This is a genomic window from Candidatus Stoquefichus sp. SB1, from assembly GCF_001244545.1.
Taxonomy (GTDB): domain Bacteria; phylum Bacillota_I; class Bacilli_A; order Erysipelotrichales; family Coprobacillaceae; genus Stoquefichus.
Genome location: NZ_LN852695.1, coordinates 457,477 through 470,799, shown reverse-complemented (window position 1 = coordinate 470,799; position 13,323 = coordinate 457,477). Strand labels below are relative to the sequence as shown.

Below are 13,323 nucleotides of genomic sequence, written 5' to 3'. Positions count from 1 at the left end.
GAAGTACAACTTATATATAATTTTGGACATAGTTTCCCCTACCCCAAATAAGTCATACTATGTTCCAAATTACTGTGAAGGCGGATTACCAAGCGCTTCACTTAATTCTTGCATTTAATATCAATACCTAACATAATTCTTCTATCAAAGAATAATAAATCAAGATATGCACACTGATTATGTTTATCAACTTTTACAATATGCTTTTCAAAAGGTTTTAATGGTCCTTTTGTCACATGTGTTATTCCATTTTCCTGATAACCATATGAAAGTCTCACAATATATTGTTCATCTAAAATCATTTGAAAGAATTCTATCTCACTTTCTCTTAAAGCAGAAGTTTCACAATTCTTTAATTGCTTAATTAAACCATCATTTTCATCTTTCATCTTTAACAATAAATCATTAAATTCACTTTGATTTAAATCTGTCTTTACAAAAATATAATTGCTAAACATTGGTTTTATTGTTATTTCTTTTGTCTTTCGATGACAGATTTCATATTCAGGTATAAACGCAATCAATTCCTTTTTTCTATTAAGATTTGTAATGATCTTATTTGATTTTTGGCTAAGTGTATAGAGAACATACCAATTCATAGGCTTCTTTCAACCTCAATTGCAACAGTAAATTTACCATTAAACAAACTACTCTTCAAAGTTGCAAATCTCCCATGACGATTCACCTTAACAATAGCATCCTCTAATCCTTTTAATGGTCCACTATTTGCTTTAAATCGATGATTAACATTAGAACCAACAGAATGTCTGATAATATCTCCTTCACCAAATAATTTCTCAAAAAATGCTTGTTCCTCTTTTTTCAAAGAATAAACTTCATCATATTCCAATAAATCCACAAAACCTTCAACAGTTTTAAAGAAATTATTAAATTGTTTTTCAAACTCTTCCTTATTTAATTGACTTTTAATAAACACATAATCTGGATACAAATCCCTAACAACATAATCTTTAACACCTTTTATGTTAAACCATTGTTCTTTTTTCGGAATAAAGGCTACAGTTGCTTCTTGTTTATTAAAAAAATGAACTAATTTTGAAGCACGATTGAGTTTGACATGAACTACATACCAAAACACATTAAACCTCATCCTTTCAAAGTTTTATTATTTCGCAGAACTTTATATTCTGCGTAAAAATTAGTATTTTGAAATCTTAGCGACTTGCTTTCTTTTAAAATCTAATGAGGAATGAACATAGAGATTCAGAGTTGTCCCAACATTTGAATGTCCTAATATTTCACTTAAAGACTTTGTATCTATTTCCTGCATAACGCAGTTAGTCGCATAACTATGTCTGAGTGAATGAAATTTAATTGAAAAACCAAATTGTCTACATAATTTGGCAAAACGATATTGTGTTGTCCGTGGTTCAGGGATACGTTGACTATTTGTTAAAATATAGTCATCTTGACTATGAATAATAATCTGTTTTCGATAGTTTTGAATATATTCTAATAGAAATAGTGGTATTGGAACAATTCTTTTAGAACTTGTTGTTTTTGGATTAAGAATCATTAAGGATGTTTTCTTTTGTGTAGATTCTTTAGATTTTAAGCGTTCAATAGTATTATTAATTGATATATAACTTTCATCATCATTAATATCTCCCCACTTTAGTGCACATATTTCCCCTATTCTTAAACCACCATACAATGCAATTAAAACAGCTATTGATATGGGTTCATAATGATGAAAACAATAATTGGATAGATGACTATTTTGATAGTTAGTTAAAGTTGTCACACGATTTGGTTTTTTAACTATTTTTATGAGTTCCATCCGATTACCTTCAGTTCCATATTTAATTTGTATATATTGATTAATAGATTTTAATACATATTTAATTGTTAATAATGTGCTATTTGCATATTTATTTTGATTAAATAACATATTAAAAAAACTTAAAATCATTTCATCATCCATTTGATCAATAGGACAATTTTGAAAATAGGGATTAATATGATTATTAACAACTACCTCATATTTAACTAATGTTGAATATTTAACTGATAACCTCTTTAGTTCTAACCACTCATCTGCGACTTCTGATACATATTTCATACTCATGTTTTCATTTCTCCTTCTCATAATTAAATTTATCTTCTATAAATAAATAGAAGATATTAATAATTAGATAGGGTTGTCTCATAGAAAACAATATATTTTTGTTTTTTTGTAAGCTCAAATTTGAACGGAAAGTCCGATGAGTTCGAAACTTCCGTTTTTTCCTGCTTTTTAATGATTAAAAGAAGATGAAATATTTTGAAAGTGTGATAAAATAAGGGTGTGAAATCAAGAAAATGAGTACACAAAAACTCTGTTTCAGCTCAAATTTTTTTAATTTGTTCTGAAAAGTCCGTTTTTCATTCTTGGATAAGGTATGGATTTATCTTGATTTTAAACTTTTCTAGGGTATTTGAGTGTAACTTTATGAGCGGGTATCTCATGAAGCTGATTTAGCTCAAATACTTTTTTATTGAGTAATGACATTGTACTTTCATATGGTGAATGAAAGCCTAACATTTTTCTGGGATAATTGTTTACCTGATTTGATATCTTTATGATATCTGAATGCATATATGGATTAAAACTTATACCCTGAGGAATGCATTCTCTAAAGTGTTCATGATTCTTTTCACATTTTCCTTTCTGGTCACTTCTTCCTGGATTGCAGTAAAAAACATGTGTAAGTGTTTCGCCAGTCTGAGAATCTGCTTCAATTGATAACGGATCTGAAAATTCCTTTCCGTTATCTGTAAGCAGACATTCAAATATTTCCTTGAAGAGATCACTTCCCAGATGCTTTTTGATTCTTTCAAAAACTCTATTCACTTCATCTGCACAGTTTGATCTTAGTTTGAAAAACAACTGAAGATTTGTTTTTGTATAGAGAAGAGATAAGACTGTATTTTCGCCTTCTCCCTTTTTACCTATTAAAGTATCCATTTGCCAAATATTTACTCCAGGATTTTCAAGTAGATATTGAGTAAAGTCATCAAATCGTCTATTATTTAAATAATCATAGTTTAATGGCTTCGCTTTTGGCTTTATTGTATACCTTTGGTGATATCTGACTTTACGTTTCAGATCGATGTTCTTGACTTCCAATAAGTTAAGATCAATGTAATGATAGACAGTACTGGGAGCAATATGAAGATGATTTGTTTCTATGATGACTTCAATGGCTATTCCTCGTTTCACACCATCACTGATAATCTTATCAAGCTGCTTCATTTGAACTGCATTTAATTGAGGACCTTTTTTGTGTTCTGAAACATTAAATTCATATTCAGTTTGAGCAGTAGAAGCCTTATAGAATACCTTTGGTAAAGGGCATTCCTTGATTTTATCACAGCCATTGCATACATATGGGAAACGTTTCATTGTTTTGCATTCAGGAAGTTCCTGGAAATCACAGCAGAGAGTAGAACATTTAGCATAGCTGCAGTATTTGCATAAACCAGATTCACAGTTATTACAGAGTCTTGATTTTTTACAGACAATCTGCAAACCACATTTGTTTTTTGCATTCTGTCTAACGGAGAGNTAAATAACATATTAAAAAAACTTAAAATCATTTCATCATCCATTTGATCAATAGGACAATTTTGAAAATAGGGATTAATATGATTATTAACAACTACCTCATATTTAACTAATGTTGAATATTTAACTGATAACCTCTTTAGTTCTAACCACTCATCTGCGACTTCTGATACATATTTCATACTCATGTTTTCATTTCTCCTTCTCATAATTAAATTTATCTTCTATAAATAAATAGAAGATATTAATAATTAGATAGGGTTGTCTCATAGAAAACAATATATTTTTGTTTTTTTGTAAGCTCAAATTTGAACGGAAAGTCCGATGAGTTCGAAACTTCCGTTTTTTCCTGCTTTTTAATGATTAAAAGAAGATGAAATATTTTGAAAGTGTGATAAAATAAGGGTGTGAAATCAAGAAAATGAGTACACAAAAACTCTGTTTCAGCTCAAATTTTTTTAATTTGTTCTGAAAAGTCCGTTTTTCATTCTTGGATAAGGTATGGATTTATCTTGATTTTAAACTTTTCTAGGGTATTTGAGTGTAACTTTATGAGCGGGTATCTCATGAAGCTGATTTAGCTCAAATACTTTTTTATTGAGTAATGACATTGTACTTTCATATGGTGAATGAAAGCCTAACATTTTTCTGGGATAATTGTTTACCTGATTTGATATCTTTATGATATCTGAATGCATATATGGATTAAAACTTATACCCTGAGGAATGCATTCTCTAAAGTGTTCATGATTCTTTTCACATTTTCCTTTCTGGTCACTTCTTCCTGGATTGCAGTAAAAAACATGTGTAAGTGTTTCGCCAGTCTGAGAATCTGCTTCAATTGATAACGGATCTGAAAATTCCTTTCCGTTATCTGTAAGCAGACATTCAAATATTTCCTTGAAGAGATCACTTCCCAGATGCTTTTTGATTCTTTCAAAAACTCTATTCACTTCATCTGCACAGTTTGATCTTAGTTTGAAAAACAACTGAAGATTTGTTTTTGTATAGAGAAGAGATAAGACTGTATTTTCGCCTTCTCCCTTTTTACCTATTAAAGTATCCATTTGCCAAATATTTACTCCAGGATTTTCAAGTAGATATTGAGTAAAGTCATCAAATCGTCTATTATTTAAATAATCATAGTTTAATGGCTTCGCTTTTGGCTTTATTGTATACCTTTGGTGATATCTGACTTTACGTTTCAGATCGATGTTCTTGACTTCCAATAAGTTAAGATCAATGTAATGATAGACAGTACTGGGAGCAATATGAAGATGATTTGTTTCTATGATGACTTCAATGGCTATTCCTCGTTTCACACCATCACTGATAATCTTATCAAGCTGCTTCATTTGAACTGCATTTAATTGAGGACCTTTTTTGTGTTCTGAAACATTAAATTCATATTCAGTTTGAGCAGTAGAAGCCTTATAGAATACCTTTGGTAAAGGGCATTCCTTGATTTTATCACAGCCATTGCATACATATGGGAAACGTTTCATTGTTTTGCATTCAGGAAGTTCCTGGAAATCACAGCAGAGAGTAGAACATTTAGCATAGCTGCAGTATTTGCATAAACCAGATTCACAGTTATTACAGAGTCTTGATTTTTTACAGACAATCTGCAAACCACATTTGTTTTTTGCATTCTGTCTAACGGAGAGTTGCCTGTGGTTGACAATTTCTTTTTTGATGCCTCTTGGATCCTTATGAAGTTCTGAAGCAATATTGCAAAGCTTAACGGATTCATTTAAAAGAGTTTCAATGTGTTGCCTTTGTTTATAAGTTAAATGATGAATTGAATTACTTTTAACCATCGTTAATGACTCCTTTCATACAGAAGTAATCCATACCTATACATACATTATAGTAAAAAAAGATGAAATAACAAAAAAACGGAACTTTAATAAAAAGAAATACTTAAAACGGACTTTTCAAAAAAATTTGAGGGTTTTTTTGTAAGAAAATGCTTTTTTCTTATTTTTCATTGAAAATATTAACATTTATGCTATAATTTCTTTCGTAGAATATAAAGTTCTGCGAAAAAGCGTAAAAAAAAAGGACAAAATTTGTCCTTTGGCGGGTGATAAGTAGTTATCACCTTTTTTGTATAAATAAAAAAAATTAGGATTTTCTCCTAACTCTTTTATTATAATACTGTTACGTTAGATGCTTGATCTCCTCTATCACCTTGAGTGATATCGAAGCTAACATTTTGTCCTTCTTCTAATGATTTGAATCCAGAACCAACGATTGATGAGAAATGTACGAAAATATCTTTCCCTCCATCAGCAGTAATGAAACCAAAACCTTTATCAGAATTAAACCATTTTACTTTACCTGTATTCATTTGAATACCTCCTTTTTTGATGTTAACACAAGGAAGCATTGATATAAAAAATTCACATTAGGAATTTGTACATCAAGCGCTAAACGACAATTCCTTTTGTGAATTATAATTTGTACCTTCTATTACTCTATCACCTTAACACGTATAATCCAGCAAGTCAAACTTTATTTCATTTATTTTCATAATCATACTTTAATTAAAGAAAAAAGGCAGGAAATCCTGCCTTTTGATTATAATACTGTAACGTTAGATGCTTGAGGACCTCTGTCACCTTCAACGATGTCGAAGCTTACGTTTTGTCCTTCTTCTAATGTTTTGTATCCACTTCCAGCAATTGCAGAAAAATGTACAAATACATCTTTTCCACCATCAACTGTGATGAAACCAAAACCTTTTTCAGAATTAAACCATTTTACTTTACCTGTATTCATTTGAATACCTCCTTCTTTGTGTTAACAAAAGGAAGCTTTGATATAAAAAATTCACATTAGGAATTTGTACATCAAGTGCTCATTAACAATTCCCATTGTGAATTATAATTTGTAGCCTTTTATTACTCGCTCATCATAACATGACTCGTTCTATAAGTCAAACCAATTTATGTTTAATTTTTCTATTTAAATAAGTTTCCTAAATGGAAACTTTTCTTCCATGTGTTGATTGTAAATCCATTGTTATTTATACTGAATAATTTATAATGAAAGTATAAGAGGGAGGTCAATAAAATGAATGAACTAAACTTAGGTAAAAATATAGTTTATTACAGAAGAAAAAACAAATTAACACAAGATCAATTAGCAGAATATATTGGTGTTTCAAAGTCATCTGTCTCAAAATGGGAAAATAACTTTACTTTCCCCGATATTACTCTTTTGCCACAATTAGCAGCCTTGTTCAATATATCCGTTGATGAACTTATGGGATATTCACCACAACTTACTAAAGAACGAATTGAATCTTTATATAAGAATCTTGCTGTTGAAATGGGACAGAATCCAATGAGTGCATATGAGCATTCTCAACAACTCATAAAACAATATTATTCATGTTTTGAATTTTTATACTATATGAGTGTTCTTTATGTCAATCATTACATGCTTTTTGAAAATAAAGATGATATTGCCAATGATGCTCTTTCACTCTGTAAACGTATTGAAAATGAAAGTCATCAGCCATCTCTTATTAAAGATGCAATTTCATTAGAACTCACAATATTACTCGTTTTACAAAAACCTTATGATATCTTGGATACTTTAGGTGAAACTGCACGCCCTATATCTCAAGATTCCGAAATGATCGCTGCCGCTTTTCAAATGTTAGGAAATGTAGAAAAAGCAAATGAAATTTATCAAAGCAATATTTATCAACATCTTCTAATGACTATCCAGGATTCTATATCATTATTAAATGTGAATATGGATAAACGAGAATATTGTGAAGAAATATTAAATCGCGTTTTTCAAATCATGGATATATTTCATATTGAACAATTACATTTTAATATCTCTGCTGTTGTTTATTTAAATGCTGCTATATTTTATACAACTTACAAAAATATTGAACAAGCATTAACAATGATTGAAAAATATACACACTTACTTTTAACAACTGATCTTCATTCCTTAAATTTACATGGTGATGATTTTTTTAAAGACATTGATCATTGGTTAAATGATTTAATGCTTGGAACACATGCACCTAGAGGTCCTCAACTTATTAAAGAATCAGTTATCAATGCCTTAAGTCACCCAGCCTTAACAAAATTACAAAATGAAAAACGTTTTCAAATTTGTCTCAATCAATTAAAAAATATCAAGGAGGATTAATATGGATACACTTATAAAATATTTACCAGTATTATTACCTATTATTATTTTAGAATTATCATTAGCTATTTTCTCATTTATTCATGTCTTAAGACATCCACATTATAAATTTGGCAATAAGATTGTTTGGTGTATTATTGTTTTATTTGTTCAATTTATTGGACCAGTTGTTTATTTTATATTTGGTAGAGGTGAAGATTGATGACAATTCTTGAAATAAATCACATTAAAAAAAGTTTTGGTCAACAAGAGGTTTTAAAAGATGTTCATTTTTCAGTTAAGGAACACACAATATTTGGTTTTATTGGACAAAATGGTGCTGGTAAAACAACGACAATGAAAGCCATTCTTGGTTTATTAAAAACAGATGGTGGTGAGATTACTGTATGTCAAAAAAAAGTAAAATACGGTAATAATCAAACCAATCAATATATTGGTTATTTACCTGATGTTCCAGAGTTTTATAACTTTATGTCACCATTAGAATATTTAGAACTTTGTGGTCAAGTCACAGGTATGACAAAAAAAGATATCCAACATAAATCTCAAGAATTAATTGAATTAGTCGGACTATCTTCACATGCTAAAAAACGTATATCGGGTTTTTCAAGAGGAATGAAACAGAGATTAGGTATTGCCCAGGCTTTGTTGAATGATCCTCAATTGTTAATTTGTGATGAGCCTACCTCAGCATTAGATCCCATTGGTAGAAAAGATATTTTAGATATTCTTCAAAAAGTAAAAGATAAAACAACAATAATCTTTTCAACGCATATTCTTTCAGATGTTGAAAGAATATGTGATGAAATTGCAATTTTGAATAATGGAACAATTGCGTTTCAAGGTTCTTTAGAAGATGTAAAAGCAAAGCATTCTGTAAATACTTTATCAATTCAATTCTATGATTATACTGATATTGAACAATTTATACAGGAATTTTCAGATTTCCATATTACTCAAGATGAACATCAACGTATCATTATCAATTCAAAAGACATCTATGATACAGAAATGAAAGTATTTTATTATCTATATCATAATCATATAAAAGCAGAAAAAGTTATTATCGAAGAACCAACTTTGGAGAATTTATTTATGGAGGTTGTCAAATGAAATCTTTCATAGCATTTTCTAGAAAAGAATTTATAGAATACTTAAGAACATATAAACTTTTTATTGTAATTATGATATTTCTACTTTTAGGATTTTTAAATCCTATTACAGCCAAGTATCTTCCTGAAATCGTTTCTTTAGTTATGCCTGAAGGCGTTATGAATATTCCTACTCCTACTGTTTTTGATTCATGGGCACAATTTTTTAAAAACGTTCCACAAATGGGTCTTATTATTTTTCTCGTCGTATTTGGTGGAGTCATGTCAAATGAACTGAGTAAAGGGACATTAGTCAATATTCTTTCCAAAGGATTTCCTCGTCAAACAATTGTTTTATCAAAATTCATTTCAGTCAGCCTTATTTGGACATTGTGTTATTATTTGAGTTTTGGAATAACTTATCTCTATAATTTGTTATTTTGGAATGATACAACTGTTTATAATCTATTTGCATCTGTAAGTTTTGTTTGGATATTTGGCTTATTAATGATAAGTTTTATTATTTTAGGAAATATATTAACAAAAAATATGACTGGTGGACTTTTATTAGCTGGTCTTGGTTATATAATAAGTATGATCATTTCTATTTTTGAAACACTTTCTAAATATAGTCCCATTTATTTAATGACTGAGAATTTGGCTCTTTTAACACATTCTCTTTCTGTAACTGATTTTATTCCATCACTCATTGTATCAATTGTTATAATTGTTATGAATATCATTTTAAGTATAAGTCTTTTCAATAAAAAACAGTTATAGAATAAGCACCTATTTGATGTCAGACAAAAGCACTTATCGTAAAAAGATAAGTGCTTTTACATCTATAGTAGACCACTCTTATTTTAATAAAACGATTGTTTCATAAGGTCTTAAAGTAACACCTTTAGATAACTCATGGTCTGCATAATTAGAAATAAGAACTTTATAATCAGATATATTTTCTATATCAATTGTGACTTCTTTTTCATAGAAATTATTAAGAACGATGAGTTCTTCATTATTATAGTTTCTTTGAAATGCAAAGATTTGTGGATGGTCTTCTAATAAGGGAGTATATGTTCCATCACTGATAATCTTATGTGTTTTTCTTAACTGAATTAACTGCTGATAATACTTAAAAATAGAATCTGGATCTTTTAAATCATTTTCAACATTAATGTCCTGATAATTATTATTGACCTGTAACCATGGCTTAGTATCAGAGAAACCACTATATTGACTATTGTCCCACTGCATTGGCGTACGTGCATTATCACGTGATTTTTCTTGTAATATCTTATGAATTTGTTTTTCTTCTATGCCTTGTTCTTTTAAGATATGATAAGCATTAATGCTTTCAACATCACAATATTGCTTAATATCTGTGAAATAGTGATTGGTCATTCCTATTTCTTCACCTTGATAAATGTATGGAGTTCCTCGCATCATATGCATCACAGTTGCTAACATTTTTGCTGATTCTTTACGATATTTTTTATCATCACCAAAACGAGAAACACTACGTGGCTGATCATGGCAGTTCCAAAACAAAGCATTCCAGCCATTTCCCTGCTGCATTCTGACTTGCCAAGTATTTAATAAATCTTTTAATTCTTGAAAATCAAATGGCATTGATGTCCACTTTTCTTTATTGACATAGTCAACTTTTAAATGATGAAAACTAAAGACCATATCTAATTCATGATTATTTGGATTTGTATAGCCAATACAGTTATCTACACTAGTTGCAGACATTTCACCGACCGTAATACAATCATTAATATTTCCATATGAATGTATATTCATTTCATGAAGATAATCATGAACCTTAGGCTGGTCACAATAGAATTGTTTTCCTAAACCATCTGGACTATCTGCAAAAACACGCTTATCAATATTATTAATAACATCGAAACGGAATCCACGAATTCCTTTTTTTAACCAAAAATTAATAATTTTAATCAATTCATTTCTGACTTCTTCATTTTTCCAATTTAAATCAGCTTGTTTATCATCATATAAATGAAGATAATACTCATCAAATTCAGGAACATATTTCCATGCTTTTCCACCAAATTTAGAATCCCAGTTTGTTGGAAGATTTCCATCTTTTCCCTTTTTAAAGAAATAATAATTTTTATATTTTTCATTGCCTTTTAAAGCTTCCTGAAACCATTGATGTTCAGTAGAAGTATGATTAAAGACCATATCAAACATCAAGGAAATATCTCTTTTTTTAGCTTCAGCAATCAACTCATCTAAATCTTTCATTGTCCCAAATATAGGATCAATCTGATAATAATCTTTAATATCATAGCCACTATCTCTTTGTGGTGATGCAAAGATTGGACACATCCAAATCATATCAATACCAAGTTCTTTTAAGTAATCAAGTTTTTTGATAATTCCTTGGATATCTCCGATTCCATCATGATTCGTATCACAAAATGACTTAGGATATATTTGATAAATAACTTTATTTTTAAAATCTGACATATGAGATCCTCCTATACAATTTGAAGAATTTCCTGATTGGAAAGAACTTCTTTTTTATCCTGCAATGTAATATGTTGACCACTTGTAAAGATAATTGGAGAAACCAATGACTTGCCATGTTTTCGTACATAATCAAGATCAACTCTTGCAATTATAGCTCCTTGCTTAACTTTATCTCCTACTTTTACCAAACATTCAAAACCTTCACCATTTAACTCAACTGTATCCATTCCTAAATGAATAAGGACTTCTACACCATCACTGCGTTTGATTCCATAGGCATGTTTGGTTGGAAAAGTCATCATCACTTCACCATCAAATGGAGCAACAACTTCTCCACTTTTTAATTCTACAGCATATCCGTCACCCATTAAGCCTTCAGAAAAAACTTTATCTTCTACTTCTGATAAAGGAATAACCGTTCCTTGTAATGGTGATACAAATGTCATATTTTCAACATCAATGATTGAATCATTATCAACTTCACCATTTAAATCAGAAAGTGTTAACTTCTTCTTTCCAACAATGAAAGTCAAAACAAATGGAACAGTTATTGCAATGATCATAGCAATTGCAAAATTTATCATATACTGAGGTAAAATAGATAGGATGCCTGGAATTCCACCGACTCCAATAGAAGCTGCCATTGTTCCAGTTGCTACTGAGAAAATCGCTGCCAATGATGAACCAATCATTCCACATACAAATGGAAACATGTATTTCAAATTCACACCAAATAAAGCTGGTTCCGTGACTCCTAAATAACAAGAAATACAAGCAGGAATAGAAATTTGTTGTGCACGTTCATTTTTCTTTTGTAAGATGATCATTGCCAAAACAGCAGAACCTTGAGCAATATTAGATAAAGCAATCATTGGCCAAAGAATAGTCCCACCAAATGAACTCACTAATTGTGTATCAATAGCATTTGTCATATGATGCAATCCTGTAATAACAAGTGGTGCATATAAAAGACCAAATACGCCAGCAAATAACCAATTCAATGAAGATGTTAAACCAGCCCACACAACACTAGAAATCCAATCACCAACAACCCAACCAATTGGTCCTAAAATAGTATGTGCAACTAATACTGCTAATAATAATGAACAAAATGGAACAATAATCATACTAATCGCAGCTGGAGATATCTTTCTAAAGAATTTCTCAAAATAAACCAATGCAAAACCTGCTAAGATAGCGGGAATAACTTGCGCCTGATAGCCAATCATCTGTACCTGAGCAAATCCAAAGTTCCATGTTGGAATATCGCCTGCTGCTGTACTTGCAACTGAATAGGCATTTAATAACTGTGGAGAAACTAACGTAATTCCTAATACAATTCCTAGAATTTGGGTTGTTCCCATTTTTTTAGTTATTGACCAAACAATTCCAACTGGCAAGAAATGAAAAACCGCCTCACCAATCAACCATAAAAAACTATCTACCCCACTCCAAAACTGCGAAACTTCAACCAATGTCTTAGTTCCATTTTCAAAAAACTGAATAGCATCAATACAATTTCTAAAACCTAAAATCAAACCTCCACAAATTAAAGCAGGAATAATTGGGGCAAATATTTCACCTAAATCCCCCATTAATTTTTGTAATCGTGTTTGTTGCCCTTGGGCTGATTTTTTCACTTGATCTTTACTCACACCTTCAATTCCACTCACAGCAATAAAATCATTATAAAATTCTTGAACTTCATTACCAATAATCACCTGAAATTGTCCTGATTGTGTAAATGTTCCTTTTGCTGAAGGTATCTTTTCAATCGCCTGAACATTTGCTAACTTCGCATCAACCAATACAAAACGCATTCTTGTGACACAATGTGAAACAGCCTGAATGTTTTCTTTACCACCAACCTGTTTTAAAAGTTCTTGTGCATCTTGACTAAACTTTCCCATCTTTCTTCTCTCCTCTTTTAAACTTGTACGTACATCTTTTACACTCTCATCTTAACATGTACGTACATGTATGTCA

General features: G+C 30.3%; 14 protein-coding genes. 4 read left to right on the top strand and 10 right to left on the bottom strand.

The features are described from left to right. Positions 1 to 101: 101 nt before the first annotated feature. The 8 genes from BN1865_RS10355 to BN1865_RS10320 all read right to left on the bottom strand — a co-directional run bounded on the left by BN1865_RS10355 (position 102) and on the right by BN1865_RS10320 (position 6,352). On the bottom strand, positions 102 to 599 hold the full coding sequence (locus BN1865_RS10355; protein WP_050637179.1) for a transcription termination/antitermination NusG family protein: 498 nt from the start codon (positions 597 to 599) through the stop codon (positions 102 to 104). Then, positions 596 to 1,099: a transcription termination/antitermination NusG family protein gene (locus BN1865_RS10350; protein WP_232780370.1), complete on the bottom strand. Its 504-nt coding sequence runs from the start codon at positions 1,097 to 1,099 to the stop codon at positions 596 to 598. The genes BN1865_RS10355 and BN1865_RS10350 overlap by 4 nt, the downstream gene beginning before the upstream one ends. A gap of 60 nt (positions 1,100 to 1,159) precedes the next feature. Further along, positions 1,160 to 2,089, bottom strand: coding sequence for a tyrosine-type recombinase/integrase (locus BN1865_RS10345; protein WP_050637177.1), 930 nt, complete (start codon positions 2,087 to 2,089; stop codon positions 1,160 to 1,162). A 330-nt stretch (positions 2,090 to 2,419) separates the two neighbouring features. Beyond that, a complete protein-coding gene (locus tag BN1865_RS10340; RefSeq protein ID WP_050637176.1) occupies positions 2,420 to 3,406 on the bottom strand; it encodes an IS30 family transposase in 987 nt (328 codons plus the stop codon). Then, on the bottom strand, positions 3,403 to 3,750 hold the full coding sequence (locus BN1865_RS10335) for an N-terminal phage integrase SAM-like domain-containing protein (protein WP_445082210.1): 348 nt from the start codon (positions 3,748 to 3,750) through the stop codon (positions 3,403 to 3,405). The genes BN1865_RS10340 and BN1865_RS10335 overlap by 4 nt, the downstream gene beginning before the upstream one ends. A 336-nt stretch (positions 3,751 to 4,086) precedes the next feature. Beyond that, entirely contained in the window at positions 4,087 to 5,388 is a 1,302-nt protein-coding gene (locus tag BN1865_RS10330) for an IS30 family transposase (protein ID WP_050635889.1), read from the bottom strand. A 332-nt stretch (positions 5,389 to 5,720) separates the two neighbouring features. Then, positions 5,721 to 5,921 (bottom strand): cold-shock protein, encoded by a 201-nt coding sequence (locus tag BN1865_RS10325; protein ID WP_050637174.1) that lies wholly within the window; start codon positions 5,919 to 5,921, stop codon positions 5,721 to 5,723. Positions 5,922 to 6,151: 230 nt separating this feature from the next. After that, positions 6,152 to 6,352: a cold-shock protein gene (locus BN1865_RS10320; RefSeq protein ID WP_028044358.1), complete on the bottom strand. Its 201-nt coding sequence runs from the start codon at positions 6,350 to 6,352 to the stop codon at positions 6,152 to 6,154. Positions 6,353 to 6,646: 294 nt separating this feature from the next. Here BN1865_RS10320 and BN1865_RS10315 point away from each other — a divergent pair, with 294 nt between their 5' ends. From BN1865_RS10315 to BN1865_RS10300, 4 genes are read left to right on the top strand one after another with little or no spacing between them, the layout of a single operon-like run. Continuing rightward, positions 6,647 to 7,747, top strand: coding sequence for a helix-turn-helix domain-containing protein (locus BN1865_RS10315; RefSeq protein WP_050637173.1), 1,101 nt, complete (start codon positions 6,647 to 6,649; stop codon positions 7,745 to 7,747). Between the two features lies 1 nt (position 7,748). Further along, complete coding sequence (locus BN1865_RS10310; RefSeq protein WP_050637172.1) at positions 7,749 to 7,949, top strand: PLDc N-terminal domain-containing protein; 201 nt, start codon at positions 7,749 to 7,751, stop codon at positions 7,947 to 7,949. Next, positions 7,949 to 8,860 carry an ABC transporter ATP-binding protein gene (locus BN1865_RS10305; RefSeq protein ID WP_050637171.1) on the top strand — a complete coding sequence of 304 codons (912 nt, stop codon included), beginning with the start codon at positions 7,949 to 7,951 and terminating at the stop codon, positions 8,858 to 8,860. Before BN1865_RS10310 ends, BN1865_RS10305 begins: the two co-directional genes overlap by 1 nt. Further along, a complete protein-coding gene (locus tag BN1865_RS10300) occupies positions 8,857 to 9,618 on the top strand; it encodes an ABC transporter permease (RefSeq protein WP_050637170.1) in 762 nt (253 codons plus the stop codon). The genes BN1865_RS10305 and BN1865_RS10300 overlap by 4 nt, the downstream gene beginning before the upstream one ends. Before the next feature lie 78 nt (positions 9,619 to 9,696). Here the strand turns inward: BN1865_RS10300 and treC are convergent, their stop codons facing one another. Together treC and treP are read right to left on the bottom strand one after the other, a co-directional pair. Next, a complete protein-coding gene (gene treC / locus BN1865_RS10295) occupies positions 9,697 to 11,334 on the bottom strand; it encodes an alpha,alpha-phosphotrehalase (RefSeq protein WP_050637169.1) in 1,638 nt (545 codons plus the stop codon). 11 nt (positions 11,335 to 11,345) lie between these two features. Continuing rightward, entirely contained in the window at positions 11,346 to 13,247 is a 1,902-nt protein-coding gene (gene treP / locus BN1865_RS10290; RefSeq protein WP_050637168.1) for a PTS system trehalose-specific EIIBC component, read from the bottom strand. Positions 13,248 to 13,323: the final 76 nt, after the last annotated feature.

What these genes read in the sequence shown, in the direction of transcription:
- treP (WP_050637168.1), bottom strand. Translation starts at nt 13,247, where the DNA reads ATGGGAAAGTTTAGTCAAGATGCACAAGAACTTTTAAAACAGGTTGGT.
- BN1865_RS10330 (WP_050635889.1), bottom strand. Translation starts at nt 5,388, where the DNA reads ATGGTTAAAAGTAATTCAATTCATCATTTAACTTATAAACAAAGGCAA.
- BN1865_RS10300 (WP_050637170.1), top strand. Translation starts at nt 8,857, where the DNA reads ATGAAATCTTTCATAGCATTTTCTAGAAAAGAATTTATAGAATACTTA.
- BN1865_RS10320 (WP_028044358.1), bottom strand. Translation starts at nt 6,352, where the DNA reads ATGAATACAGGTAAAGTAAAATGGTTTAATTCTGAAAAAGGTTTTGGT.
- BN1865_RS10345 (WP_050637177.1), bottom strand. Translation starts at nt 2,089, where the DNA reads ATGAGTATGAAATATGTATCAGAAGTCGCAGATGAGTGGTTAGAACTA.
- BN1865_RS10340 (WP_050637176.1), bottom strand. Translation starts at nt 3,406, where the DNA reads ATGAAACGTTTCCCATATGTATGCAATGGCTGTGATAAAATCAAGGAA.
- treC (WP_050637169.1), bottom strand. Translation starts at nt 11,334, where the DNA reads ATGTCAGATTTTAAAAATAAAGTTATTTATCAAATATATCCTAAGTCA.
- BN1865_RS10315 (WP_050637173.1), top strand. Translation starts at nt 6,647, where the DNA reads ATGAATGAACTAAACTTAGGTAAAAATATAGTTTATTACAGAAGAAAA.
- BN1865_RS10325 (WP_050637174.1), bottom strand. Translation starts at nt 5,921, where the DNA reads ATGAATACAGGTAAAGTAAAATGGTTTAATTCTGATAAAGGTTTTGGT.
- BN1865_RS10310 (WP_050637172.1), top strand. Translation starts at nt 7,749, where the DNA reads ATGGATACACTTATAAAATATTTACCAGTATTATTACCTATTATTATT.
- BN1865_RS10305 (WP_050637171.1), top strand. Translation starts at nt 7,949, where the DNA reads ATGACAATTCTTGAAATAAATCACATTAAAAAAAGTTTTGGTCAACAA.
- BN1865_RS10355 (WP_050637179.1), bottom strand. Translation starts at nt 599, where the DNA reads ATGAATTGGTATGTTCTCTATACACTTAGCCAAAAATCAAATAAGATC.